The sequence below is a fragment of the Streptomyces sp. NPDC030296 genome, from assembly GCF_055572815.1.
In genome coordinates this window covers 200,090-224,554 of record NZ_JBVICQ010000012.1, presented here as the reverse complement: position 1 = coordinate 224,554, position 24,465 = coordinate 200,090, and the positions used below count along the sequence as shown (strand labels likewise).

Sequence of the window (24,465 nt, the reverse complement as noted above, 5' to 3'; positions counted from 1 at the left end):
GGGTCGAGCATGCGGGGACTCGTGCAACCGAACACAGATTTGACGAGAGCATGCCAAATCAGGCGCCGGGGAGCGCCGTATGCTGGCATGCTCAAATCAATTTCTGTTGCTGGATTATGAGAACGCCGCAACCCCTCACACAAGAGGTCCGAACCAGCCACCTGGTTTCCTGTGGCGTCCGCCTGTAGGACAGGAGCTGACCTACAGGCCGCCTAGCGTGGCCTCATGGTCACTCACGACAGCGCCGAGGTCCCCGCTCCCGTCGAAACCCAGGTGCCCGCGGACGCGCCGGGGTTCGAGGACGTCGACCGGCTCGACGCGTGGCTGGCCGCTCATCCCGCGCCGCACCCCGGTCTGTGGGTGAAGATCGCCAAGAAGGGGAGCGGGATCCCGTCCGTCGGTGCCGGGGAGGTCAATGACGTCGCCCTCTGCCACGGCTGGATCACCGGGCACCGGCGCCGGTTCGACGAGGCCCACTATCTGCAGCGGATCACACCGCGCAGGCCGCGCGGCGACTGGTCGATGGTGAACGTGCGCCGGGTGGAGGAACTGACCGCCGAGGGCCGGATGCGACCCGGCGGTCTCGCGGAGGTCGACGCCGCGAAGGCGGACGGACGCTGGGCCTCGGCGTACGCGTCCCAGAAGGAGGCGGTCGTACCGGAGGATCTGGAAGCGGCCCTCGCGCACCGACCTCGCGCCCGACAGGCGTTCGACCGGCTCGGGAGGACCGACCGGTATCTCGTCGTCCTGGGCCTGCTCAAGGCCCGTACGCCCCGTACACGCGCCGCCCGGCTGGGGGCGGCACTGGAGAAGCTGGAAGCGGGCCGACCGGAGTGAGAACGGCCGCTCCCCGGTGGGTCGCACGGCCGGAGCGAGGGCCGGCCGCCCCCCCGGTGGGTCGCACGAACGCAGTGAGGACCGGCCGCTCCCTGGTGGGTCGTCGGCCGGTCCGTCCCGCTTCCGCTCGCCCGGGTCACTCGGCGTTGCGGATCGCCGAGATGTCGAAGCGCAGCTTGATCTTGTCGGAGACCAGCACGCCGCCCGTCTCCAGCGCGGCGTTCCAGGTGAGGCCCCACTCGGAGCGCAGGATCTCCGCCTTGCCCTCGAAGCCGACGCGCTCGTTGCCGAAGGGGTCCTTGGCGGCGCCGTTGAACTCCAGGTCGATGGTGAGCGGCTTGGTGGTGCCGAGGATGGAGAGATCGCCGGTGATGCGGTAGTCGTCGCCGCCGAGAGCCTCCGCGGAGGTCGAGCGGAAGGTCATCGTCGGGAACTCGTCCGTCTTGAAGAAGTCCGCGCTCTTGAGGTGGCCGTCCCGGTCGGCGTTGCCGGTGTCGATGCTGTCCATCGCGACGTCGAGGGAGGCGGTCGAGCGGGACGGGTCCGTGCCGTCGAGGTGCAGCGAGCCCGAGAAGTCGAGGAAGCTGCCCTTGACGTTGGTGACCATGGCGTGCCGAGCGACGAAGCCGAGCGTGGTGTGGGACGCGTCGATCGTGTAGTCGCCGGTCAGCGCGGCCAGCTCGGGGTTCACCGGGGAGGCGGTCGCCACGGCCGTCGCGGAGGCGGTGGTGTCGTTCTTGCGGCCGAAGATGCTCATGACGTGCTCCTTGGAGGTGATGTCGTTCAATGTTCAACGAACTGAACACGGTCCACCGTAGACCTATTCCGTTCAACTTTCAACCTTGTCGAGCGGGTGATCGTCAGGTTACACAGCGTTGATCTCCACTCTCGTAGGTGATACGGCATGGGCATGACCCCCACGCGTCGTACGTTCCTGCTCGCCGCGACCCTGGCGGCGACCCCCACCCCCACCCTCGCGCACGAGCCGCACGAGCCGCACGAGCCGGACGAGCCGCACGAGCCGGACGAGCCGGACGAGCCGGACGAGTTCGAGGCGCTCCGCCACCGCTGGCTCACCATCGCCCTCGGCGCCGGCTACGACCCCACCACCGAGCCCTACGCCTCCCGCCTCCGTGAGACCGGCGAGCTGGCCCGCGGTTTCCGGGCGACCATGGCGCCCGCACCCCGCTCCCTCTGGCCCGAGTGCCCCTTCGACCCGCCCTCCGGCATCACCCGGAGCTACGCGCGGCTGTGGACGATGACCCAGGCGTACGTCCAGCCCGGCACCGCCTCGACCGGCGACGCCACCCTCCTCGCGGACATCACCCGCGGCCTCGACCACCTCTCCGAGACCGTCTACCACCCCTCGACCATCCGCTACGGCAACTGGTGGGAGTGGCAGATCGGCAGCCCCCGCCTCCTGACGGACATCGTCGCCGCCCTCCACGACGAGCTGACGCCCGCCCGGCGGGACGCCGCCTGCGCGGCGGTCGACCACTTCGTCCCCGACGCGATGCTGCACGACTACACCGGCACCTCCACCGGCGCCAACCGCGTCGACCTCTGCCGCTCCGTCGCCCTGCGCGGCATCCTCGGCCGGGCCCCCGGGAAGATCGCCCTCGCCCGGGACGCCCTCTCGCCGGTCTTCCCGTACGTCACCCAGGGGGACGGCCTCTACGCCGACGGCTCCTTCGTGCAGCACACCTGGGTCGCCTACTCGGGGACCTACGGGCAGGTGATGCTCGACGGGCTGGGGCGCCTGTTCGCCCTGCTGGCCGGGTCCTCCTGGCAGGTCACCGACCCCCGTCGGCAGCTCGTCCTCGACAGTGTCGAGCGGGCGTACGCCCCCCTCATCCACGACGGCCTGGTCATGGACACCGTCAACGGCCGGGCCATCAGTCGCGGCCACCTCAGGAGCGACGACCGGCACGTCCTGCGGGGCGACCACTTCCACGGACAGGCGCTCATCGCGGCGATCGCCCTTCTCGCGCTGGGCGCCGGCACGGCCGAGCGTGAGCGGTGGCACGGGCGGGTCAAGGGGTGGATCCAACGCGACACGGTGACACCGATCCTCACCGCCCCCCAGTTCGGCGTCGCCGACCTGGCTCGGCTCCACGCCGTCGCGGCGTCCCCGGCACCGCCCGCCCCCGACCCCGTCGGGCACCGCCTCTTCGCCGCCATGGACCGTGCCGTCCACCGCCGCCCCGGCTTCGTGGCCGCCCTGTCCCTGGCCTCCGGTCGCATCGCGCACTACGAGTGCGGCAACGGCGAGAACCCGCGCGGCTGGCACACCGGAGCCGGGATGACCCTGTGGTGGCCCAGGGGGCGCGGCGCCCGGTCCGATCAGTACACCGACTGGTTCTGGCCGACCGTCGACTGGTACCGGCTCCCCGGCACGACCGTCTCCACCAAGCGCCTCGCCGACAAGGAGGGCGGCGAGTGGGGCGCGCCCAAGCCCGCCGTACGGTGGGTCGGCGGGACCACGGACGGCGCGTACGCGGCGATCGGCCAGCACCTCAAGGGGCTGGGCTCCACCCTCCGGGCCCACAAGTCGTGGTTCTGCGTCGACGACTGCGTCATCTGCCTCGGCGCGGGGATCAGCTGCGCGGACGGCGTCCCGGTCGAGACCGTCGTCGACAACCGCAACCTGGGCCACCCCGACGACAGCGGGCACCACCCCCTCGTCCAGGGCCCGGACTGGGCCCACCTGGCGGGCCACGGCGGCTGGGTCCTGCCCGGCCGCGCCCGGGCGGACCTGCGCACCCTCCGTGAGGACCGCACCGGCGCCTGGTCCGACATCAACACCGGCGGCACCACCGAACGCCGCACCCGGCGCTGGCAGACCCTGTGGCTGGACCACGGAACCGACCCCACCGACGCGGCCTACGTCTACGTCCTCATGCCCGGGGCGTCCCGCCGCGCCGTCGCCGCCCGTGCCGCCGACCGGCGGTGGTTGTCGGTCCTCGCCAACGACAGCGCGTGCCAGGCGGTCCACATCGCACGGCTCGGCGTGACGGCGGCGAACTTCTGGACGGCCGGCCGGGCCGGACCGCTCACCGCCTCGGCCGGCGCGAGCGTCCTCGTCCGCCGCCGGGGCCGCACCGCTACCCTCTGCGTGAGCGAACCACCGCGCACCGGCGAGCCCGTCGAGATCACCTGGAACGGCCCGGTCCGCTCGGTGGCGCGGACCGACCCCTCCGTCGAGGTGCTGGAGGCGACAGAGCGCCGTGTACGGCTCCGCGTGAGCCCCGGCACCGCCTGCGCCACCCACACCTGTGACCTGACTCTCGCCCGAGGCGACCACGCGCCTTTGTGAGACCCCGACAAGCCGCACACCCCCTGAGCAGTCGGGTCGGCTGCATGCCGGAACAGTTCTGTTCAGGGGTACCAGGAAAACGCGCCGGAGACTGTACGGAGTCAACGGCCCGGTTTTCTTGTTCGACTTCGTAAGGTCACTACATGACCGTTTTGGATGAGGCGCTGGGTGAGCCGACGGACGCGCGTGGGCGAGTGGCCGAACTGCACGAGATTCGTGCGCAGGCGATCGCCGGCCCGAGCGAGAAGGCGACCGAGGCGCAGCACGCCAAGGGCAAGCTGACCTCGCGGGAGCGCATCGAGCTGCTGCTGGACCCGGGCTCCTTCAACGAGGTCGAGCAGCTGCGCCGGCACCGGGCCTCCGGCTTCGGTCTGGAGGCCAAGAAGCCGTACACCGACGGTGTCGTCACCGGCTGGGGCACGGTGGAGGGCCGCACGGTCTTCGTCTACGCCCATGACTTCCGTATCTTCGGCGGCGCCCTCGGCGAGGCCCACGCCACCAAGATCCACAAGATCATGGACATGGCCATCGCGGCCGGTGCCCCGCTGGTCTCCCTCAACGACGGCGCCGGCGCCCGGATCCAGGAGGGCGTCTCCGCCCTCGCCGGCTATGGCGGCATCTTCCAGCGCAACACCAAGGCGTCCGGTGTCATCCCGCAGATCAGCGTGATGCTCGGCCCCTGCGCGGGCGGCGCGGCCTACAGCCCCGCCCTGACCGACTTCGTGTTCATGGTCCGCGAGACCTCGCAGATGTTCATCACCGGCCCGGACGTCGTCAAGGCCGTCACCGGCGAGGAGATCACCCAGAACGGCCTGGGCGGCGCGGACGTGCACGCCGAGACCAGCGGTGTCGCGCACTTCGCGTACGACGACGAGGAGACGTGCATCGCCGAGGTGCGCTACCTCCTGGCGATGCTCCCGCAGAACAACCGTGAGAACCCCCCGCGCGTGGAGGCCTCCGACCCGGTGGACCGCCGCAGCGACGTCCTCCTCGACCTGGTCCCCGCGGACGGCAACCGGCCCTACGACATGGCCAAGGTCATCGAGGAGATCGTCGACGACGGCGACTACCTGGAGGTCCACGAGCGCTGGGCCCGCAACATCATCTGCGCCCTCGGCCGGCTCGACGGCCAGGTGGTCGGCATCGTCGCCAACCAGCCGCAGACCCTCGCGGGCGTCCTCGACATCGAGGCCAGCGAGAAGGCCGCGCGCTTCGTGCAGATGTGCGACGCCTTCAACATCCCGATCGTCACTCTTCTGGACGTCCCCGGCTTCCTACCTGGTGTAGACCAGGAGCACGGTGGAATCATCCGCCACGGCGCGAAGCTCCTGTACGCCTACTGCAACGCGACCGTGCCGAGGATCTCCCTGATCCTTCGGAAGGCCTACGGAGGTGCGTACATCGTCATGGACAGCCAGTCCATCGGTGCCGACCTCACCTACGCGTGGCCCACCAACGAGATCGCGGTGATGGGCGCCGAGGGTGCCGCCAACGTCATCTTCCGCCGGCAGATCGCCGACGCCGAGGACCCCGAGGCGATGCGTGTCCGCATGGTCAAGGAGTACAAGGCCGAGCTGATGCACCCGTACTACGCGGCCGAGCGCGGCCTCGTGGACGACGTCATCGATCCCGCGGACACCCGCTCCGTGCTCATCCGCTCCCTGGCGATGCTCCACACGAAGCACGCCGACCTGCCCTCCCGCAAGCACGGCAACCCGCCGCAGTAATCCGCCGGTTCCTTCGCCGTACCCCTGCGGAAACCTCATCCACGGAGACTGACTTCCATGAAGCTTCCTGATATTCGCGTCGAGAAGGGCCACGCCGAACCCGAGGAAGTGGCCGCGATCACCGCGCTGCTCCTCGCCCGCGCGGCCGCCCGGCCCGCCGAGACCCCGGCCCACCGCGGCCGCGCCCGCGCCGGCTGGCGCCGCCTGGAGCGCGAGTCCGGCTTCCGGGCCCCGCACAGCTGGCGGTGACCTCGCGGCCCTCGACCGCCCGAAGGCCCCGGCGCCCCCCACATGGGGAGCGGCCGGGGCCTTCGCGTTGCGTAGGGTGACCGGACGAACCGGCAAGGAGGAGAGGGCATGGGCGTACCGGCCGACCTGGAGGAGACCGTGGCGCGAGTCGACGCGCTACTGAGACCGATCGCCCACCGCCCCGTGACCCCACCGACCCGGCCCGGGAGACCCGCCTACGAGAAGGCCCGCACCCCCTCGACGAGGCCGGCGTCCGAGAAGAGGCCGAGACAGCTCTGTCCGACCTCCTCGATCTCTACGCACGCACCGACGAGCCGACCCGTGCCGCGGTCCGTGCCCTCCTGCGCCGCCACGACTCCTTCACCTGGGCCACGGGCCTGCCGCCCGCCCGCACCCCGGAGTCCTTCCGCCGGGAGCTGCTCCTGCTCTCGGCCCGGGACCTGGGCCACGACACGAGGGACGAACTGGTCACCCTCCACGGCCTGATCCGGCGGGCTGCCGAGACCGGAGTGGACCTCCGCTCCCTCCTCCCGGAGGCGGCAGCCCTCTCCAGCACGGAGGACCGCCACGGCATGGGCTCGATCAGGGAGGTCCTCACAACCGCCGCAGCACACCACCAAGGGGCGCGGGGAACTGCGCGGGAGACCACGACGAACCCGCAGCCGCCGACCTGACCCGCCCCCACGGCGACGGGCGGAAACCCCGGCAACACGAAAGGGGCCCCTCTCTCAAGAGGGACCCCTTCGTACGGCTGAGCGTCGCGGACCTACCGCAGGCGCGCCATCAGCGCGTGCTCGACCAGAGTGATCAGCGCCGACTTCGCGTCGGCCCGGTGCCGCGCGTCGGTCGTGATGATCGGCGTGTCGGGCCCGATCTGCAGCGCCTCACGGACCTCGTCCGGGTTGTACGGCTGCTGGCCGTCGAAGCCGTTCAGGGCGATGACGAACGGCAGCCCGCTGTTCTCGAAGTAGTCGACCGCCGGGAAGCAGTCGGCCAGCCGCCGGGTGTCGACGAGCACGATCGCGCCGATGGCGCCACGGACCAGGTCGTCCCACATGAACCAGAAACGGTCCTGGCCGGGCGTGCCGAACAGGTACAGGATCAGGTCCTGGTCCAGGGTGATACGGCCGAAGTCCATGGCGACGGTGGTCGTCGTCTTGTCTCCGGTGTGGGTGAGGTCGTCGATGCCCGCGGAAGCGGACGTCATCACGGCCTCGGTACGCAGCGGGTTGATCTCCGAGACGGCCCCGACGAACGTGGTCTTGCCCACGCCGAAGCCACCCGCCACCACGATCTTCGCTGAGGTGGTGGAGCGGGAAGGACCGCCGCTAGAGCTTGCGAAGTCCACTGAGCACCCTTTCGAGCAGTGTCACGTCTGGCTGGCCGCCGGCGTTCTCGTCGCCGCCGGGCTGATGGATGGCGACCAGGCCCGCCTCCGCCAAGTCGGCGACGAGGATCCTGGCCACGCCGAGAGGGATCGTCAGCAGGGCCGAGATCTCGGCCACCGACTTGATCTCCCGGCAGAGGTTGCAGATCCGCTGATGCTCGGGCAGCTGGCCCTGCATCTGGTGCGGCTGCGCGGTGGTGTGCACCAGCGCCTCGATGGCGAGCTGGTAGCGCGGCCTGGTGCGGCCGCCCGTCATGGCGTACGGGCGCACCAGGGGGTTGCTCGCCCCTCCCGCGGGAGACGGCTCGGGGCTGCGGCGCTGCGGCTGTACCGGCTGGATGCGCGGCGCAGGCGGCTGGTCGTACGGCGAAGGGCCGGGGCCCTGCGGTGCGTACGGCTGCTGGCGGCTCGGTGCGGAGGGGAAGTTGTACCGATTCTGGTCACCCTGGCCCGGCCCCTGGCCAGGGTAGGACCAGTTGCCCGACGATGAACCGCCTGGGGGTGTTGCCACGTTCTCTCCTCCTCCGACTGTGCTGGCATCCATGGCTCATTGGAAGCCGCGTCCCGAAACCTTACGGCCCCGGGACGCCAAAACGCACCGTCTCACTGTTAGTTGAGCAGGCTGCCCTGGAGCTCCGCACGAAGATCGGGCGTCAGGACCGTGCCGGCACGGTCCACCAGAAGGGCCATCTCGTACCCGATGAGGCCGATGTCGGCTTCCGGATGTGCGAGAACGGCGAGCGAGGAACCGTCGGAAATGGACATGATGAACAGGAATCCCCGCTCCATCTCCACAACCGTCTGATTGACGCTGCCACCTTCGAAAATGCGGGAGGCACCCGCGGTCAGAGAGGTCAGACCCGACGCGACGGCCGCCAACTGGTCGGCTCGGTCGCGCGGAAACCCTTCGGACATCGCCAGAAGGAGTCCGTCGGCGGAGACCACCACCGTGTGGGACACCCCGGGGGTGTTGTCCACGAAGTTGGTGATCAACCAGTTCAGGTTCTGTGCCGCCTGGCTCATCGGGCTCACACTAACGCTCCTGGTTGTAGGTGCTGTCAGGACCGAAGCCCTGGCCGTTCGTTTCACTGCCTGCGTTGCGCCCTCGCTGGACACCCCGGCGCAGGTTGCTCAGCCTGCCCCGGACGTCCTCGGGGGCGCGGGAGATCTGTGGACCTCCCTGCGGGGTCGCCGTGGCGGCCCCCTCGACCAGATTGGCCTTGGGCACCCGCCGCGGCAGGCCGGAGGAGGTGACCCCGCCCGCCTTCGGCTTCTTCAACTGGGACGCCTGCTGCCAACGCTCGTCGTTGGCCGAGCGCCAGTCGCCGTTCGGCCCCCCGGTCGTCGGCTGGTCCTGGGACACATCCTGTCGTCCGTTCACGGCGCCCGCGCTCGTGCCGCCCATGCTCGCGGTGGACCCGCGACGGGGGAGGCCGGCGTCGGTCAGCGCGTGGCCGGCGGAGGGAGTGGATCCCGGACGGTCGAAGCCTACGCGGTCCGGCTCCTTCACGTCAGCGGCCTGCGAAGATTCCGGTTCCGGAGCGTACTCGGAGCTATAGGGGCTCTGGTAGTCCTGCTGCTGCGGCCAGTCGTCCTGATAGGACGACTCCTCGAAGCCCGAGTAGGTCTCCGGGGCCGCCGGGGCCTGCTCCTCCTGCGCGGGCTCCGCATAGGCGGGCTCCGGGTAACCGCCGGTCGCGGAGAACGTGTCGTTCCCGCCCCGCTGCTGCCCGTCGCCGTTCTGTACGGCGCCGCCCTGGCCGAAGTACGCCTCGTCGTACGACGGCTGCTGCGGCTCCTCGTACGCCGTCTGCTGGTCGTAGGCCCGCTGCTGGTCCACATAGGCCGTGGCGCCGTTGTCGTAGGACGGCTCGGGTGCCTGGAAGTCGTCGCCGTAGCGCGGCGGCTCGATGGCCGGGTTCTGGCCGTGCGTCTGGGCCTCCAGGGCCGCACGGCGCTCCTCACGCATCAGGGAGCGGCCCACCGGGTCCAGCTCGCGGATGTCGTTGGGTATCTCGTAGCGGCTGTCGTCGAAGCCCAGCTCCGCGGCGGTGCGCATCGGGGCGCTCTGCTGCTGCTGGAACGCGTGCTGCTCCGGGATGATCTGGGAGACCGTGAACTGGTCCACCTGCGGCTGCTGCTCGCCACCGCCACCGTGGGTGATGACGTCCGGGAGCATGACCAGCGAGGTCGTGCCGGCCTGCTCGCCGGAGGGGCGGAGCTGGACGCGGATGCCGTGGCGGTCGGAGAGGCGGCCGACCACGAACAGGCCCATGCGCTGGGAGATCGCGGCGTCCACGGTCGGCGGGTTGGCCAGCTTGTGGTTGATGTCCGCGAAGTCCTCGGCGGTGAGGCCGATGCCCTTGTCGTGGATCTCGATCATCACGCGGCCGTCGGGCAGACGGGTCGCGGTGACGCGGACCTTGGTCTGCGGGGAGGAGAACGTGGTGGCGTTCTCCAGCAGCTCGGCCAGCAGGTGCACGAGGTCGGTGACGGCACGGCCGTGGATCTCGGCCTCGGGGACACCGGACAGTTCGATGCGCTCGTACTGCTCCACCTCGGAGGAGGCGGCGCGCAGCACGTCGATGAGGGGGACGGGCTGGTCCCAGCGGCGGCCGGGTTCCTCGCCGGCGAGGACCAGGAGGTTCTCGCCGTTGCGGCGCATACGGGTGGCCAGGTGGTCCAGCTTGAAGAGGTTCTCCAGCTGGTCGGGGTCGGCCTCGTTGTTCTCCAGGTCGGTGATGAGGGTCAGCTGGCCCTCGATCAGCGACTGGTTGCGGCGCGAGAGGTTGGTGAAGATCGCGTTGATGTTGCCCCGCAGCAGGGCCTGCTCGGCGGCGAGCCGGACGGCCTCGCGGTGGACCTGGTCGAACGCGCGGGCGACCTCGCCGATCTCGTCCGTGGTGGTGATCGGGATCGGCGCCACCCGCGTGTCCACCCGGCCGGGGTCGGTACGCGAGAGCTGGTCGACCAGCATCGGCAGGCGCTGCTCGGCGATGCCGAAGGCGGCGTTGCGCAGCTGGCGCATCGAGCGGCTCATCTGGCGGGCCATGATCCCGGCGATGATGAACGCGGCGAGCAGGGCGACCACGACGATCGCGCCGTTGATGTAGGCGTCGCGCTGGGCGTCGGAGGCGATCGTGCCGGCCTCGTCCACCGCGCGGTTGATCAGCTCGGTCTCGACCTCGCTGTACCCCTCGAACTTGAGGGTGGAGGCGGCCATCCACGTGGCAGGGGTGACGCCGAGGGCCTTCAGCTCGTCGGGCGACCGCCCGCTGCCTATCGCCTCGATCATCTTCAGCATGGAGGAGGGCGGCGGGGTGAAGTTCTGCCCCTTGGCCTTGGCGGCGGCCGCGGCGTCGGTGACCTGCTTCTTGCCCTCCTCCTCCTTCTGCTCGAGGACCTGCTGGAGCCGGGCGGCGTCCGCCTCGGTACCACCGGAGACGTACTCCTGGATGGCGACGTTCTCGAGGTAGGCGTACGAGGTGAACGCGGTGACCTGCCGGCGGAAGGTCGCCTCGTCCTCGCTGGGGCGGATCAGCAGGTGCATGCCGATGGCGCGCTGGAGGGAGGCGGCGCCCTTGGCGAGGGCGATCGCGTAGACGGTACGGCCGTAGGCGGTGACGTTACCGGTGCCGAGACCGAGCTCGTTGGAGAACTCCATCAGCAGGTGCTCGACGGCGACGTAGCCCTCTTCGGTCTGCACCGGGTCGGCGGCGCGGGTGAACGCGGTCTGCCGGATCTTGTCGAGCTGCGGCTCGGCCTCCTCGACCAGACGGAGACGGCGCTCCAGGCCCTGGCCGTCGGGCATCCCCTCGACCTCGGTGTGGAAGGCGTCGGCCTTCTCGTCGGTGAAGGCGCGGGCGTCCTTGACGATGTCGCTGTCGCGCTTGCCCTGGAGCAGCGGCTCGGCGGAGAGGTCGCGCTCATTGAGCAGGGCCTCGGCGTACGTGCCGGCGGCGGCCACGATCTTGGCCACCTTCTCGGCGTCGCGGGCCTCCTGCCAGGTGTTGATCGACCCCTTGACCTGGAAGCCGCCCATGACGAGGCCGACCAGCACGGGGATGAGCAGGATCGCGTTCAGACGGGTGGGCACCCGCCAGTTGCGAGGGGAGAGACGGCTTCCGCTGGGCGCGGGAGCTGCCGTCGGCTCCGGTCCGGTCACTTGTGCGGGTGCCGCTCCGCGCGGCGGCGGGGTGAAGTTGCCCCGCGCCGACGGCTCGGGACCTTTCTTGCTTCGCCTCACTCGACCAACAACCTCTCGGCGCCGGCACCTACGTCGTGCCGCGGGTGACTCCACGCCCTAGTACGTCTTTGACTATTGGGCAGTTCAGGCATTCCAGCACGTCACGTTGCGCAGTTCCAAACACTGGAAGGCAACGATTCCGCGTGATGTAAGTCCCAGATAAAACGGTCATACAGAGCGAGCCCCGGCAAAAAGCGGGGCCATTGTGAGCGCAGCGGTACCGATCGACCGCGACGCGTGGTCGTACCACCCTATTTCTCTGTCGAAACGTTATGAACACCGACGCCGACCGTGTCAAACGACACAGCCGGCATCGGTGTATATACGACAACTGCCGTATGAAGTTGTGGACTTGATCAGTATTTTGAGCCCGGGTGTGGTCTTTTCCGCGCGTGTCCCTAGCGCAGACGGGCCATGAGGGCGTGCTCGACGAGCGTGATCAGCGCACTCTTGGCGTCCGCGCGGTGCCGGGCGTCGGTCGTGATGATCGGGGTGTCGGGCCCGATCTGCAGCGCCTCGCGCACCTCGTCCGGGGTGTACGGCTGCTGGCCGTCGAATCCGTTGAGCGCGATGACGAACGGCAGCCCGCTGTTCTCGAAGTAGTCGACCGCGGGGAAGCAGTCGGCGAGACGACGGGTGTCCACCAGGACCACGGCGCCGATGGCGCCGCGGACCAGGTCGTCCCACATGAACCAGAAGCGGTCCTGGCCGGGCGTGCCGAACAGGTACAGGATCAGGTCCTGGTCGAGCGTGATACGGCCGAAGTCCATGGCCACCGTGGTGGTGGTCTTGTCCCCGGTGTGGGTCAGATCGTCGATACCCGCGGACGCGGAGGTCATGACGGCCTCGGTGCGCAGCGGGTTGATCTCGGAGACGGCACCCACGAACGTGGTCTTGCCGACGCCGAAGCCACCGGCCACCACGATCTTCGCGGAGGTGGTGGCCCGACCCTGTTCAGAGCTTGCGAAGTCCACTGAGCACCCTTTCCAGCAGAGTCACGTCCGGCGCGCCACCGGCGTTCTCGTCGCCACCGGGCTGGTGGATCGCGACGAGTCCGGCCTCCGCGAGGTCCGCGACGAGGATCCGTGCCACACCGAGCGGCATGGACAACAGGGCCGACACCTCGGCCACCGACTTGACCTCGTGGCACAGGTGGCAGATCCGCTGGTGCTCGGGAAGCAGCCCCATCAGGTGCGCGGGGTCTGCCGTCGTGCTGATCAGCGCCTCGAGGGCGAGCTGGTAACGCGGCCGCGTCCGGCCACCGGTCATGGCGTACGGCCGAACCAGCGGCTGGTCGCCCTCATCTCCGTACGGCTCTGCGTACGGATCGTGAGGAGCGGTGGGCGGGGTCATTGATCCTCCGAGCGGGACAGCAAGTCGGTCAGTCGTGCCGTCTGACGGGGGCCGGTGGGGGGACTGTGTCGGCCGGACGGTGATGTGGTGAGTTCTGTGGATCCGCAGGCGTCAGTGGAGCAGACTGCCTTGGAGTTCGGCGCGCAGGTCGGGTGTGAGCACCGCGCCCGCACGATCGACGAGCAGCGCCATCTCGTAGCCGACGAGGCCGATGTCGCACTCGGGGTGGGCCAGGACGGCCAAGGAGGAGCCGTCCGAGACGGACATGAGGAAGAGGAAGCCGCGCTCCATCTCCACGACCGTCTGGGCCACGTTCCCGCCCTCGAAGATCCGGGACGCCCCGGCCGTGAGCGACGTGAGCCCGGAGGCGACGGCGGCGAGCTGGTCGGCGCGGTCGCGCGGGAAGCCTTCCGACATCGCCAGGAGGAGACCGTCGGCGGACACGACGACGGTGTGGGACACCCCGGGGGTGTTGTCCACGAAGTTGGTGATCAACCAGTTGAGGTTCTGTGCCGCCTGGCTCATCTGGCTCAACTAACGCTCCTGCTGGTGAGTGGGGTTCGGGAAGCTGCCGGTCTGGCCGTTGCCGACCTGACGACCCTGCGCGATACCCCGACGGAGATTGGTCAGTCGGCCGCGTACGTCGTCAGGCGCACGTGAGACCTGCGGACCGCTTTGGTGCTGCTGCTGCTGAGCCGTGCCCGGCACGAGGTTCGCGCGCGGGACTCGACGAGGCAGGCCGGAGGTGGTGACCCCGCCCGCCGACGGCTGACGGACGCGTTCGGCCTGGCGTACCAGGTCGTCATTGGGGGTGCTGCGCCAGGCGGTGGACGCCGGCGCGGCGGGGGCCGCCGACCGCTGCGGAGCGGCCGGGGGCTCGGGGGCCTGGACGGGGCGCTGCGGGGCTACGCCGTTGCCCGGCTGCCGCTGCGGCTGCTGCCCACCCTGGCCGTGCTGTCCGCTCTGACCGCCCTGACCGTGGAACCAGTTGGTCTCCAGCGTGTCGTACAGCGGGGTACGGCCGTCGCCGGGGCCCGGGGCCGGCGGCAGCGCCTCCGGCTCCTGGCGGGCGGGGCGCTGCTGGGGCATCGGGGGACGCTGCGGCTGGCGGGGCCCGCCGAAGCTCTCACCGTTGACCTGCGGACGCTCGAACTGACCGGTGTCCTGCGGGTTCTGCCGACCGGACGGGTCGTACTGCCCGGGACCCTGGCCGTTCTGCCGTCCGAGGACGCCGAACTGACCGGTGTCCTGGCCGTTCGGCCGGTCCGGGGCGCCGTACTGGCCGTTGTTCTGCGGGTTCGGGCGGCCGGGGACCGGGAACTGACCCGTGCCGGAGCCGTCGTAGCCCGCCGTGGCGAACCGGCCGGTGGACGAGGGGTCCTCGGCGCCGCCGCGGGACGGACCGCCCGACGCCTGCGGGGCGCCGGCCCCGCCGAACACGTCGGGGCGCACGAAGGATCCGGTGCCGTTCTGCCCGGCGGCCGGGGCGTCGTAGTCGGGGCGCGGGAACTGCGAGGTCGAGGCCGGACCCTGGTTCGGGTCGACCCGCGGCATCGGTGCCGTCACGTCCGGCTGCTCGTCGTGGCCGCGCGGGGCGTCCAGCGAGGCGCGCGGCACCGGCGGCTGGGCGTTCTCGTCGCTCCAGCTCGGCGTGCGCGGGGCGTTGCCGCCGGGCAGCTCGGCGCGCGGGCCACCACGGCCGGGCAGCTGCGGCCGGCGCCTGCCGGGACGCTCCTTGCCCTGCTTCGGGGGCACGGCACCGGGACCGCTGTCACCGGCGCCACCCTGACGCGGAGCGCCGCCGTCACCGAAACTGCCGCCCGGACGCAGACCCGAGCCGCCGCCGGCGAAGCCGCCCTGGCGCCCGGAGTCGTTGAAGTTCTCGAAGTTCCTGATGTCGGGACCACCGGTCCCGGCGGCCTGGAGGCCCTGCGGGGCACCCGGGGCCTGACCGCCGCCGAACGCACCGGCACCGGCGCCCGCCGGAGCCGGCCGACCGCCCTGCGGAGGCATGGGCGGACCGCCCTGCGGCCCACGCTGACCACCGGGGTTGCCCGGACCGCTGGGGTTGCCGGGCAGCGCCGCGCGCGGGCCCTGACCGGCGCCGACCTGGCCGCGCTGCGGGGCGCCGCCGAGCAGACCGCCACCGGAGGGGCCACCGCCGAGCTGCGGACCCGACTGGCCGGCCTGGCGGCGCGCGGCGGCGGCACCGGCCGCGGCCTGCGCGGCGGCGGGGCCACCGGTGGAGGGGGCACCCTGGCCGGGCTTGCCGGGAGCCGGCTTCTTGTTGCCCTGCGCGACGTCCACCGGAAGCATGACCAGCGCGGTCGTGCCGCCCGAGTCGGAGGGCCGGAGCTGGATGCGTATGCCGTGGCGCTGCGACAGACGACCGACCACGAACAGACCCATGCGGCGGGAGACCGACACGTCCACGGTGGGCGGCGAGGCGAGGCGCTCGTTGATCGCCGCGAGGTCCTCGGGGGAGAGGCCGATACCGGTGTCGTGGATCTCGATCAGCACCCGCCCGTCGGGCAGCGCGTGACCGGTGACCTTGACCTTGGTCTGCGGCGAGGAGAAGGAGGTCGCGTTCTCGAGCAGCTCGGCGAGGAGGTGCACGAGGTCGTTGACCACGCGGCCGGCCACCTCGGTGGTCGGCACGGCGGCCAGCTCGATGCGCTCGTACTGCTCCACCTCGGAGGCGGCGGCGCGGAGCACGTCGACCAGCGGGACCGGGCGGGTCCAGCGGCGGCCGGGCTCCTCACCGGCGAGGACGAGGAGGTTCTCACCGTTACGGCGCATGCGGGTGGCGAGGTGGTCGAGCTTGAACAGCGAGGACAGCTGGTCCGGGTCGGCCTCGCGGGACTCCAGTTCGGAGATGAGCGAGAGCTGACGCTGGATGAGGCCCTGGGAGCGGCGCGAGAGGTTGGTGAACATCGCGTTGACGTTGCCCCGGAGGAGGGCCTGCTCGGCGGCGAGGCGGACCGCCTCGCGGTGCACGTCGTCGAAGGCCGCGGCCACCTGGCCGATCTCGTCCCGCGAGTGCACACCGACGGACTCGACGGAGGTGTCGACGTCCTGCGGGTCCGACTCCGACAGCTGCTTGACCAGCTCGGGCAGGCGGTCCTGGGCGACCTTGGTCGCCGTGTCCTGCAGCCTGCGCAGCGAGCGGATCATGGAGCGGGCCACGACGAACGCGCCGACCAGGGAGACACCGAGGACGAGCAGGATGAGCGCACCGGAGATGATCGCCTCTTGCTCGGCGTCCGCACGGAGCGTGCGAGCGGTCTGCTCCATCTCCTCGAGGAGCGAGCCCTCGATCTTCTCCATACGCTCGATCTTGGTGCCGGAGTCGTCGGTCCAGTCCTTGTACGACCGCTTGTCCTGGCCGCGCAGACCGCCGGCGCTGGCGAGCACTCGGTCCGCGTAGAGGTCGGAGGCCTCGATGGTGGGGCTGGCGTCGTCGATCGGCTTGGTGAGCACCTCGGCGCCGTCGCCGTAGATGTCGGCGAAGGCGGTGCGGTCGGACTCCTCGTTCGCCAGCGCCGAGCTCGCGTAGAGGCGGTCGTTCTCGGAGAGGTTGCCGAACGTGTCCTTGTTCACCGGCAGGGCCGCGGCGATGACCGCGCGCTGCACGGACGCGTACTCCTTGGCCGACGAGAACGCGGCCAGGGCGCGGGTGCGCTTGATCATGTCCGGGTTGCTGGTGGCCTCCGCCATGTCCTGGGAGAGTTCCAGCAGCTGGATGATCAGACGGTGGTAGGCCTCGACCGTCTGGGTGGAGTTCTTCGGGTCGGCGTAGGCCTTGTTGCGGATGCTGTTGAGGTTGTTCAGCTCACGCACGACGCGCACGAGGCTGTCGCGGACACCGGGAAGGTTCTGGGCGGTGCTCGAGCTGTCGGCCTCCTGGGTCGCGTCGGCGAACTGGAGGCGGGCCTGGTCCGTCTTCTCGCGTGCGCCCTTGACCGTGAAGTCGCTGGCGTCGAGACCCTGCGCGAGGGGACCGGCGGAGAGGTCGCGCTCGTTCTGCAGCGCGTCGGCGAGCTCGGTCGCCTGCTTGGTCATGTCGGTCAGCAGCCGCATGTTGTCGAGCTGCTGGATGTCGTCCACGTTGTCGCCGATGCGCAGAGCGCCCAGCGAGGTCGCCGCCACCACGGGGAGGGCGAGCAGCGAGACGAGGCGAGTGGAGATGCGCCAGTTGCGCAGGGCTACTCGTGATCCGGGACCGGTCACACCGGCCGTGTCGCCCTTGGGCTTGCCGGGCGCGGGAGGAGCGGACGCGCCGGTGCGCCCGGAGCGCTCACCGCCGTCGCCGATCTCCGCCGGACCCGGGTTCTGGGCGTGCTGGGGGGAGGAACCGTTACCGGTTCCGTTGTGTGGCTCCGGCTCCGCCGAAGCGCTGCCATCCCTCTTGAAACGTCCCTGCACTAGCGTCGCAACCTCTGGACCAGGCGCCCCGCCGAATGAACGGCGGGACGGTGTCGGCGTCTTGGGGGCGCCCTGAATTACGTCCCCTGTTTGTGGTCGTGAGTGACCGGCGCTGGCTCCCCCTTCCGCCGCCGCCCGGCGCTGCGTTGCGCCCCTGCGCGCCGGCACGATCCTGCGGCGGTCCGTGGAATTCCAGCACAGTGCCGGATCTGCAACAAGGCCAACGGATAACGGTCTGTTCACAGTGACACCGCGTGAGGGGTGAGTCACCGGATGTGGAGGCCGATTCGCAGCAAAGCGGGCAAACTCCCGCGATATGGGGGTGCTCGAGGGGTGTCCCAGTCGCCATGATCAGGAGCGGAATGCCTGATTCAGTTGGCTGATGTCCGGTTTGTCAGGGTGGAGGGAGAATCCGGATTGTCTGATTTGCCGATGAGTAGGTGAGCAAACTCACACGGTGATCATGCCTTCTTCACGCCCTGCCCCGGGAATCGGATGTTTAGCCTGACGCTTTACAGGGATGGCGAATCCGACAACCCGCGCTTGTGGGGCGGCCCTTGCGGCCCGGCCCGGCGCCCGCTCACGACGAGGTCCTGGACAACAGTGAAGACGACGATGATGTTCCGCACGATAGCCAACCCCCGGCGCACCACGCTGGCCCACCTCGCCGACGCCGAGGACCTGCGCACGCCGGAGCAGGAGCACTCCGTCGACCTCCCCTCCCAGACCGCGAACCCCCGTCGGACGGTCCTGATGAAGGTTCCCGTCCAGTCCGCTGAGTAGTTGCAGGCTCAAGTACGCACGGAATCCGCCATGTGCTCAAGACGGATCCCGTGAACCCGGTGAACCCCGTGAAAGGGGAAGTCCGCTCCGTCAGGTACGCGGACAAAGGGCGCCCGGCACCACGACCAGGGCGCCCTTTCCCATGGATACGGCCGACCGCGCCCGTCAATGCGCGAGGCGGGTCCCCCTTGCCGCGTTAGCCTGGAGCGTCAGACTCAGCCAGCTCAGTCAAAGGGGCACGAGGATCCCGTGCGCATCGCAAGGTTCTCCATCGACGGGAACGTAGCCTTCGGAGCGGTCGAGGGCGACAAGCCGGACGAGCTCGTCCTCGACATCATCAAGGGCATCCCGTTCACGGACTTCGAGCTCTCCGGCACGAAGGTCCCGCTGGCCCCCGATTCGAGGACACGGGTCAGGCTGCTGCCGCCGGTGCTCCCCAACAAGGTCGTGGCCTTCGGCCGCAACTACGCCGAGCACGCCCGGGAACTCGGCAACGAGGTCCCCGACGCCCCGTTCGCCTTCTTCAAGCCGGCCACCTCGGTGATCGGTCCCGGCGACGAGATCCAGTACCCGTCCTTCTCGCAGGAGCTCCACCACGAGGCCGAGCTCGCCGTGGTCATCGGCCGGATGTGCCGCGAGGTCCCGCGCGAACGCGTCAAGGACGTGATCTTCGGCTACACCTGCGCCAACGACATCACCGCCCGTGACGTCCAGCGGCGCGAGAAGCAGTGGGCCCGGGCCAAGGGCTTCGACACGTCCTGCCCGCTCGGCCCCTGGGTCGAGACCGAACTGGACCCCTCGGACCTGACCATCCAGCTCACGGTGAACGGTGCTCAACGCCAGCTCGGCCGTACGAGCGAGATGATCCACTCCATCGAGGACCTGATCGTCAACATCACCGAGGCCATGACGCTGCTCCCGGGTGACGTCATCCTCACGGGCACCCCGGCAGGGGTCGGCCCCCTCAACGTCGGCGACGAGGTCGCCGTCACCATCGAAGGCATCGGCACTCTCACCAACAAGGTGATCAAGCGTGGCTAACGGCTCCGTCCGCGTACGTTTCTGTCCGTCCCCGACCGGCAACCCCCATGTGGGTCTGGTCCGCACGGCCCTCTTCAACTGGGCGTTCGCCCGCCACACCGGCGGCACGTTCGTCTTCCGCATCGAGGACACCGACGCGGCCCGCGACTCCGAGGAGTCCTACGAGCAGCTCCTGGACTCGCTGCGCTGGCTGGGCTTCACCTGGGACGAGGGCCCCGAGGTCGGCGGCCCGCACGCGCCGTACCGCCAGTCGCAGCGCATGGAGACGTACAAGGAGGTGGCCGAGAAGCTCAAGGACGCCGGCCACGCCTACTACTGCTACTGCACCGCCTCCGAGCTGGAGGAGCGCCGTGAGGCCGCCCGCGCCGCGGGCCGGCCCTCCGGCTATGACGGCAAGTGCCGCGAGGTCACGCCCGAGCAGAAGGCCCAGTACGAGGCGGAGGGCCGCGAGCCGATCGTCCGCTTCCGGATGCCCGACGAGACGATCACCTTCACCGACCTGGTCCGCGGCGAGCTGACCTTCACCCCGGAGAACGTCCCGGACTACGGGATCGTCCGCGCGAACGGCGCCCCGCTGTACACGCTGGTCAACCCGGTCGACGACGCCCTGATGGAGATCACCCACGTCCTGCGCGGCGAGGACCTGCTCTCCTCGACGCCGCGTCAGATCGCGCTCTACAAGGCGCTGATCGACCTGGGCGTCGCCAAGGAGATCCCCTCCTTCGGCCACCTGCCGTACGTGATGGGCGAGGGCAACAAGAAGCTCTCCAAGCGCGACCCGCAGTCCAGCCTGAACCTCTACCGGGAGCGCGGCTTCCTCCCTGAGGGCCTGCTGAACTACCTCTCCCTCCTCGGCTGGTCGCTCTCCGCGGACAAGGACATCTTCACGATCGATGAGATGGTCGCCGCCTTCGACGTCGCGGACGTGAACCCCAACCCGGCCCGCTTCGATCTGAAGAAGGCCGAGGCGATCAACGCGGACCACATCCGCATGCTGAGCGTGACGGACTTCACCGAGCGCTGCGCCCCCTGGCTGAGGGCCCCCTTCGCCCCCTGGGCCCCGGAGGACTTCGACGAGGCCAAGTGGCAGGCGGTCGCCCCGCACGCGCAGACCCGGCTGAAGGTCCTCTCGGAGATCACCGACAACGTCGACTTCCTGTTCCTGCCGGAGCCGGTCGAGGACGAGGCGTCCTGGACGAAGGCGATGAAGGAGGGCTCCGACGCGCTGCTGCGCACCGCGAAGGAGAAGCTGGAGGCCGCCGACTGGACCTCGGCCGAGTCCCTCAAGGAGGCCGTCCTGGCCGCCGGCGAGGCCCACGGCCTCAAGCTCGGCAAGGCCCAGGCCCCCGTCCGCGTAGCCGTCACCGGCCGCACGGTCGGCCTGCCCCTCTTCGAGTCCCTGGAGATCCTGGGCAAGGAGAAGACCCTGGCCCGCATCGACGCGGCCCTGGCCAAGCTGGCGGCGTAGCGCCCGTACGCAAGGGGCGGCACCCGGAGTTCCGGGTGCCGCCCCTTCGTCATCCGCCGGACAGGACGGCCGGCCTCGGGCTACCGTCGGACCATGAACATCAAGGCCGTGGTCTGGGACGTCGACGACACCCTCTTCGACTACACCACTGCCGACCGCGCCGGGATGCGGGCGCATCTGGCGGCCGAGGGGCTGCGCCGTTACGGCTCCGTCGACGAGGCTCTCGACCGCTGGCGCGAACTCACGAGCCTGCACTGGCGGCGGTACGCGGCGGGTGAGGGCGACTGGGAGGCCACCCGGCGCGACCGGGTGCGCGACTTCCACGGCAGAGCGCTGACCGACGCCGAGGCCGACGCCTGGTTCGAGCGCTACATCGTCCACTACGAGCGGGCCTGGGCGCTCTTCCCGGACGTCCTGCCCGTCCTGGACGCGCTCGCCACGACCCACCGGCACGCGGTGCTCTCCAACTCCAGTCTCCCCGTGCAGGAGCGCAAGCTGCGCGCCCTCGGGGTGTGGGACCGCTTCGAGACGGTCCTGTGCGCCGAGCAGCTGGGCGTCCACAAGCCGGCCGCCGAGGCCTTCCACGCCGCGTGCGAGTCCCTGGACCTGCCTCCCGGCGAGGTCGCCTACGTCGGCGACCACCCGGAGATCGACGGACAGGGCGCCGCCGAGGCGGGCCTGCTGTCGGTCTGGATCGACCGCGGCGGCCTCTACGCGACCGTCGACCCGCCGGTCGGACCGCACCGCATCGCCACCCTCGCCGAACTCCCCGCGATCCTCGGCTCCGATACTCGTTTTGGAGCGCCGTCCACCTTCGGGTAATGTTCTTTCTGCGCCGCCGGGGAGCGGGCCGAAAGGCCGGAAACCGGAAGCGTAAACTAGAACAAGATCCCCTCAGGGGCTTGCGTTCCAGTGGCCTATGGTGTAATTGGCAGCACGACTGATTCTGGTTCAGTTAGTCTTGGTTCGAGTCCAGGTAGGCCAGCTCGCAGAGCTCATCTGCGCCAGCGGATCACATCCGCAAGCCCCCGTTGTGTAGCGGCCTAGCACGCTGCCCTCTCAAGGCAGTAGCGCCGGTTCGAATCCGGTCGGGGGTACAGATCCTTCCCGCGAGGAGAGTTCGGGTCGCACCCTCTCACCTCGACGCAGGATCGCTAGGGCCCCCGTTGTGTAGCGGCCTAGCACGCCGCCCTCTCAAGGCGGTAGCGCCGGTTCGAATCCGGTCGGGGGTACTGACTGGTCTAAACCACATTGGTCTATGGTGTAATTGGCAGCACGACTGATTCTGGTTCAGTTAGTCTTGGTTCGAGTCCAGGTAGACCAGCTCGGACCTGCGGCATGTAGTACTCAACGCCTGCAGGCTCCACGCCCCCGTTGTGTAGCGGCCTAGCACGCCGCCCTCTCAAGGCGGTAGCGCCGGTTCGAATCCGGTCGGGGGTACATCATGAAGGCCCTCCGCTTCGGCGGAGGGCCTTCGTCGTACGCGCACGCGCGACCGCGGACCCGGCGGTGCCGTCCGCCCGCGGTGCCCCGCCTATTCGAGGCCGTACCGCCGCGCCGACTCCTCCTCCTGGGCCAGCCGGTGCAGCGCCCGCAGCACCGGCTCGAACAGCACCGCCGACGAGACCGCCGACTCGACCATCTCCGTGTCGGACTCGTACGACTCCATGCGGTCCAGGTCCCGCGCCGCCGCCCGGTGCATCAACTCGGCGTAAGGGGCCATCATTTCGGCGTCGCACGGATAACCCAGCCGGATCTGCGTGGCCACCAGCGCCACCAGGGAACGGCGCACGGGGGAGAGCGGGCCGATCTCCCGCGCCGCGTCCCAGCCCAGCGTCCGCAGCAGCCGGTCCACCTCCGCCGTCGCGGCGGCCGTGGCCGGGTCCTCCTCGTCCGGGTCGGGGGCCTGGGGGAGCGCCCACAGCGCCGCGCCGAGGCGGATGGTGCGGCCCAGCGACTCGTCGTCCACGTGCTTGAGCACCTCCCGGGCGCTCGCCACCGGTACCCGCCCCACCTGGATCAACGCCCGCACCAGCCGCAGCCGGCGCAGATGCGTCTCGTCGTACTCCGCCGTCGTCGCGTTCAGCTGGCGGCCCGGCGCCAACAGCCCTTCGCGCAGGTAGTACTTGATCGTCGCGGTGGACACCCCGCTGCGTGCGCTCAACTCCGCCAGCCGCATCTCTCTTGCGCCCTTCTTTGGAAAGTGTCACTATCCAAGCATGAGTGGTCGGATAGTGCCGCTCACCAACGAGGGGGAGTCATGTCGGGAAAGACGGTCGTCGCCGGACGGACCACCGCTGCCGCCGAGGGTGATGTGGTGGTCCTGCTCATCGGCGTGCGCATCAACCACTTCTGGGCCGTCCACCACTGGATGCCGGTGCTGGCCGCGATGCCCCGGATGCTGCGCGAGCTGCGCGGGGACCCGGGCCGGGGGCTGCTGAACGCCGTCCTGCTCACGGCCTCGCCGCGCACGTACTACGTCGTCCAGTACTGGGAGTCCAAGGAGAAGCTCTACGGCTACGCGCACGCGCCCGACGCGTTCCACCGCGTGGCGTGGGCGGCGATGAACCGCAGGGAGCGCAAGGGGAAGGGCCGCGGACACGTGGGGCTCTGGCACGAGACGTACGTGGTGCCGGAGGGGTCGTACGAGTCGATCTACGCGGACATGCCGGCCTTCGGTCTCGCGGCGGCCACGGGGGTGCTGCCGGTCGAGAAGCGGGGCCGGTCCGCGAAGGAGCGGTTCGCCCACCGGCGGGTGGATGCCTGACGAGGGGCGCACCGGGGTCGACCGTCTGCAGGGGCCGGCCGACCGCACGAGAAAAGGCCTGCCGCGGCGTTGAGGCAGGCCTTTTCCGTGGTCTCGTACGGGGGGAGGGTCAGCCCGAGCGGCGCAGGGCTTCGGAGAGGCGGGCCGCGGCGTCGATCACCGCTTGGGCGTGCATACGGCCGGGGTGGCGGGTCAGACGCTCGATCGGCCCGGAGACCGAGACCGCGGCGACCACGCGGTTGGAAGGGCCGCGGACCGGGGCCGAGACCGAGGCCACGCCCGGCTCGCGCTCGCCGATCGACTGGGCCCAGCCGCGGCGACGCACCCCGGAGAGGGCGGTCGCGGTGAAACGGGCGCCCTGGAGGCCGCGGTGGAGGCGCTCGGGCTCCTCCCAGGCCATGAGGATCTGCGCCGAGGAGCCGGCCTTCATCGTGAGCGTCGAACCGACCGGCACCGTGTCCCGCAGGCCGGACAGCCGCTCCGCCGCGGCGACGCAGATGCGCATGTCGCCCTGGCGGCGGTAGAGCTGGGCGCTCTCGCCCGTCACATCCCTGAGATGCGTGAGCACCGGGCCCGCCGTGGCGAGCAGGCGGTCCTCACCGGCGGCCGCGGCCAGCTCGGCCAGCCTCGGGCCGAGGATGAAACGGCCCTGCATGTCCCGTGCCACCATGCGGTGGTGTTCCAGAGCCACGGCCAGGCGGTGGGCCGTGGGCCGTGCGAGTCCGGTGGCCCCGACCAGACCCGCGAGGGTGGCCGGACCGGACTCCAGAGCGCTCAGGACCAGGGCCGCCTTGTCCAGAACGCCGACGCCGCTACTGTTGTCCATGCAACGATACTCGCGTCTCACTCTGTGAAACGCAAGTTCA

21 protein-coding genes and 5 tRNA genes are annotated in these 24,465 nt (G+C 70.3%); 14 read left to right on the top strand and 12 right to left on the bottom strand.

Annotation, left to right across the window (positions count from 1 at the left end; genetic code table 11):
• Positions 1 to 225 precede the first annotated feature (225 nt).
• A complete protein-coding gene (locus tag ACZ4Z3_RS31415; protein ID WP_468504186.1) occupies positions 226 to 837 on the top strand; it encodes a YdeI/OmpD-associated family protein in 612 nt (203 codons plus the stop codon).
• Positions 838 to 973: 136 nt separating this feature from the next.
• Here ACZ4Z3_RS31415 and ACZ4Z3_RS31410 read toward each other — a convergent pair whose 3' ends face one another.
• Positions 974 to 1,594 (bottom strand): YceI family protein, encoded by a 621-nt coding sequence (locus ACZ4Z3_RS31410; protein WP_468504185.1) that lies wholly within the window; start codon positions 1,592 to 1,594, stop codon positions 974 to 976.
• Positions 1,595 to 1,747: 153 nt separating this feature from the next.
• Here ACZ4Z3_RS31410 and ACZ4Z3_RS31405 point away from each other — a divergent pair, with 153 nt between their 5' ends.
• The 3 genes from ACZ4Z3_RS31405 (at position 1,748) to ACZ4Z3_RS31395 (ending at position 6,129) form a co-directional block, all read left to right on the top strand.
• Positions 1,748 to 4,153: a polysaccharide lyase 8 family protein gene (locus ACZ4Z3_RS31405; protein WP_468504184.1), complete on the top strand. Its 2,406-nt coding sequence runs from the start codon at positions 1,748 to 1,750 to the stop codon at positions 4,151 to 4,153.
• A gap of 143 nt (positions 4,154 to 4,296) precedes the next feature.
• Positions 4,297 to 5,880: an acyl-CoA carboxylase subunit beta gene (locus ACZ4Z3_RS31400; RefSeq protein WP_055713146.1), complete on the top strand. Its 1,584-nt coding sequence runs from the start codon at positions 4,297 to 4,299 to the stop codon at positions 5,878 to 5,880.
• Positions 5,881 to 5,937: 57 nt separating this feature from the next.
• Positions 5,938 to 6,129, top strand: a complete 192-nt coding sequence (locus ACZ4Z3_RS31395; RefSeq protein ID WP_468504183.1) for an acyl-CoA carboxylase epsilon subunit — start codon at positions 5,938 to 5,940, stop codon at positions 6,127 to 6,129.
• A gap of 215 nt (positions 6,130 to 6,344) precedes the next feature.
• Here ACZ4Z3_RS31395 and ACZ4Z3_RS31390 read toward each other — a convergent pair whose 3' ends face one another.
• The 9 genes from ACZ4Z3_RS31390 to ACZ4Z3_RS31350 form a co-directional block, all read right to left on the bottom strand.
• Positions 6,345 to 6,482, bottom strand: coding sequence for a hypothetical protein (locus tag ACZ4Z3_RS31390; RefSeq protein WP_468504182.1), 138 nt, complete (start codon positions 6,480 to 6,482; stop codon positions 6,345 to 6,347).
• Between the two features lie 413 nt (positions 6,483 to 6,895).
• Positions 6,896 to 7,477 carry a GTP-binding protein gene (locus ACZ4Z3_RS31385; protein WP_009314218.1) on the bottom strand — a complete coding sequence of 194 codons (582 nt, stop codon included), beginning with the start codon at positions 7,475 to 7,477 and terminating at the stop codon, positions 6,896 to 6,898.
• Complete coding sequence (locus ACZ4Z3_RS31380; RefSeq protein WP_055515379.1) at positions 7,458 to 8,027, bottom strand: DUF742 domain-containing protein; 570 nt, start codon at positions 8,025 to 8,027, stop codon at positions 7,458 to 7,460. Before ACZ4Z3_RS31380 ends, ACZ4Z3_RS31385 begins: the two co-directional genes overlap by 20 nt.
• A 98-nt stretch (positions 8,028 to 8,125) precedes the next feature.
• Positions 8,126 to 8,539 (bottom strand): roadblock/LC7 domain-containing protein, encoded by a 414-nt coding sequence (locus ACZ4Z3_RS31375; RefSeq protein ID WP_004983065.1) that lies wholly within the window; start codon positions 8,537 to 8,539, stop codon positions 8,126 to 8,128.
• 10 nt (positions 8,540 to 8,549) lie between these two features.
• On the bottom strand, positions 8,550 to 11,762 hold the full coding sequence (locus ACZ4Z3_RS31370; RefSeq protein WP_468504181.1) for a sensor histidine kinase: 3,213 nt from the start codon (positions 11,760 to 11,762) through the stop codon (positions 8,550 to 8,552).
• Between the two features lie 398 nt (positions 11,763 to 12,160).
• Complete coding sequence (locus ACZ4Z3_RS31365; RefSeq protein ID WP_055714096.1) at positions 12,161 to 12,736, bottom strand: GTP-binding protein; 576 nt, start codon at positions 12,734 to 12,736, stop codon at positions 12,161 to 12,163.
• Positions 12,717 to 13,115 carry a DUF742 domain-containing protein gene (locus tag ACZ4Z3_RS31360; protein WP_009314205.1) on the bottom strand — a complete coding sequence of 133 codons (399 nt, stop codon included), beginning with the start codon at positions 13,113 to 13,115 and terminating at the stop codon, positions 12,717 to 12,719. Before ACZ4Z3_RS31360 ends, ACZ4Z3_RS31365 begins: the two co-directional genes overlap by 20 nt.
• 111 nt (positions 13,116 to 13,226) lie before the next feature.
• Complete coding sequence (locus ACZ4Z3_RS31355) at positions 13,227 to 13,640, bottom strand: roadblock/LC7 domain-containing protein (RefSeq protein WP_003973453.1); 414 nt, start codon at positions 13,638 to 13,640, stop codon at positions 13,227 to 13,229.
• Between the two features lie 9 nt (positions 13,641 to 13,649).
• Positions 13,650 to 17,540: a sensor histidine kinase gene (locus ACZ4Z3_RS31350; protein WP_468504180.1), complete on the bottom strand. Its 3,891-nt coding sequence runs from the start codon at positions 17,538 to 17,540 to the stop codon at positions 13,650 to 13,652.
• A gap of 603 nt (positions 17,541 to 18,143) precedes the next feature.
• Between ACZ4Z3_RS31350 and ACZ4Z3_RS31345 the strand changes: the two genes are divergently transcribed.
• The 9 genes from ACZ4Z3_RS31345 to ACZ4Z3_RS31305 all read left to right on the top strand — a co-directional run bounded on the left by ACZ4Z3_RS31345 (position 18,144) and on the right by ACZ4Z3_RS31305 (position 22,272).
• The gene (locus ACZ4Z3_RS31345; protein ID WP_107464597.1) at positions 18,144 to 18,323 is read left to right on the top strand and encodes a hypothetical protein; all 180 of its coding nucleotides are present in this window, start codon (positions 18,144 to 18,146) and stop codon (positions 18,321 to 18,323) included.
• A gap of 249 nt (positions 18,324 to 18,572) precedes the next feature.
• Positions 18,573 to 19,364: a fumarylacetoacetate hydrolase family protein gene (locus ACZ4Z3_RS31340; protein WP_468504179.1), complete on the top strand. Its 792-nt coding sequence runs from the start codon at positions 18,573 to 18,575 to the stop codon at positions 19,362 to 19,364.
• Entirely contained in the window at positions 19,357 to 20,832 is a 1,476-nt protein-coding gene (gene gltX, locus ACZ4Z3_RS31335) for a glutamate--tRNA ligase (protein WP_468504178.1), read from the top strand. Before ACZ4Z3_RS31340 ends, gltX begins: the two co-directional genes overlap by 8 nt.
• 93 nt (positions 20,833 to 20,925) lie before the next feature.
• Positions 20,926 to 21,654, top strand: coding sequence for an HAD family hydrolase (locus ACZ4Z3_RS31330; protein ID WP_468504177.1), 729 nt, complete (start codon positions 20,926 to 20,928; stop codon positions 21,652 to 21,654).
• A gap of 91 nt (positions 21,655 to 21,745) precedes the next feature.
• A tRNA-Gln gene (locus ACZ4Z3_RS31325) sits at positions 21,746 to 21,817 on the top strand.
• Between the two features lie 39 nt (positions 21,818 to 21,856).
• Positions 21,857 to 21,929, top strand: a tRNA-Glu gene (locus ACZ4Z3_RS31320).
• A gap of 62 nt (positions 21,930 to 21,991) precedes the next feature.
• A tRNA-Glu gene (locus ACZ4Z3_RS31315) sits at positions 21,992 to 22,064 on the top strand.
• Between the two features lie 20 nt (positions 22,065 to 22,084).
• Positions 22,085 to 22,156: transfer RNA gene (locus ACZ4Z3_RS31310), tRNA-Gln, on the top strand.
• A gap of 43 nt (positions 22,157 to 22,199) precedes the next feature.
• Positions 22,200 to 22,272 (top strand) — tRNA-Glu (locus tag ACZ4Z3_RS31305).
• Positions 22,273 to 22,366: 94 nt separating this feature from the next.
• Here the strand turns inward: ACZ4Z3_RS31305 and ACZ4Z3_RS31300 are convergent.
• The gene (locus ACZ4Z3_RS31300) at positions 22,367 to 23,011 is read right to left on the bottom strand and encodes a MerR family transcriptional regulator (protein ID WP_468504176.1); all 645 of its coding nucleotides are present in this window, start codon (positions 23,009 to 23,011) and stop codon (positions 22,367 to 22,369) included.
• Positions 23,012 to 23,092: 81 nt separating this feature from the next.
• Here ACZ4Z3_RS31300 and ACZ4Z3_RS31295 point away from each other — a divergent pair, with 81 nt between their 5' ends.
• Positions 23,093 to 23,599 carry a DUF4188 domain-containing protein gene (locus ACZ4Z3_RS31295; protein WP_468504175.1) on the top strand — a complete coding sequence of 169 codons (507 nt, stop codon included), beginning with the start codon at positions 23,093 to 23,095 and terminating at the stop codon, positions 23,597 to 23,599.
• A gap of 109 nt (positions 23,600 to 23,708) precedes the next feature.
• On the opposite strand, the gene ndgR is transcribed toward ACZ4Z3_RS31295, so the two are convergent.
• On the bottom strand, positions 23,709 to 24,425 hold the full coding sequence (gene ndgR, locus ACZ4Z3_RS31290) for an IclR family transcriptional regulator NdgR (protein WP_009320373.1): 717 nt from the start codon (positions 24,423 to 24,425) through the stop codon (positions 23,709 to 23,711).
• Positions 24,426 to 24,465: the final 40 nt, after the last annotated feature.

What these genes read in the sequence shown, in the direction of transcription:
- ACZ4Z3_RS31415 (WP_468504186.1), top strand. Translation starts at nt 226, where the DNA reads ATGGTCACTCACGACAGCGCCGAGGTCCCCGCTCCCGTCGAAACCCAG.
- ACZ4Z3_RS31410 (WP_468504185.1), bottom strand. Translation starts at nt 1,594, where the DNA reads ATGAGCATCTTCGGCCGCAAGAACGACACCACCGCCTCCGCGACGGCC.
- ACZ4Z3_RS31405 (WP_468504184.1), top strand. Translation starts at nt 1,748, where the DNA reads ATGACCCCCACGCGTCGTACGTTCCTGCTCGCCGCGACCCTGGCGGCG.
- ACZ4Z3_RS31400 (WP_055713146.1), top strand. Translation starts at nt 4,297, where the DNA reads ATGACCGTTTTGGATGAGGCGCTGGGTGAGCCGACGGACGCGCGTGGG.
- ACZ4Z3_RS31395 (WP_468504183.1), top strand. Translation starts at nt 5,938, where the DNA reads ATGAAGCTTCCTGATATTCGCGTCGAGAAGGGCCACGCCGAACCCGAG.
- ACZ4Z3_RS31375 (WP_004983065.1), bottom strand. Translation starts at nt 8,539, where the DNA reads ATGAGCCAGGCGGCACAGAACCTGAACTGGTTGATCACCAACTTCGTG.
- ACZ4Z3_RS31360 (WP_009314205.1), bottom strand. Translation starts at nt 13,115, where the DNA reads ATGACCCCGCCCACCGCTCCTCACGATCCGTACGCAGAGCCGTACGGA.
- ACZ4Z3_RS31355 (WP_003973453.1), bottom strand. Translation starts at nt 13,640, where the DNA reads ATGAGCCAGGCGGCACAGAACCTCAACTGGTTGATCACCAACTTCGTG.
- ACZ4Z3_RS31330 (WP_468504177.1), top strand. Translation starts at nt 20,926, where the DNA reads ATGAACATCAAGGCCGTGGTCTGGGACGTCGACGACACCCTCTTCGAC.
- ACZ4Z3_RS31300 (WP_468504176.1), bottom strand. Translation starts at nt 23,011, where the DNA reads ATGCGGCTGGCGGAGTTGAGCGCACGCAGCGGGGTGTCCACCGCGACG.
- ACZ4Z3_RS31295 (WP_468504175.1), top strand. Translation starts at nt 23,093, where the DNA reads ATGTCGGGAAAGACGGTCGTCGCCGGACGGACCACCGCTGCCGCCGAG.
- ndgR (WP_009320373.1), bottom strand. Translation starts at nt 24,425, where the DNA reads ATGGACAACAGTAGCGGCGTCGGCGTTCTGGACAAGGCGGCCCTGGTC.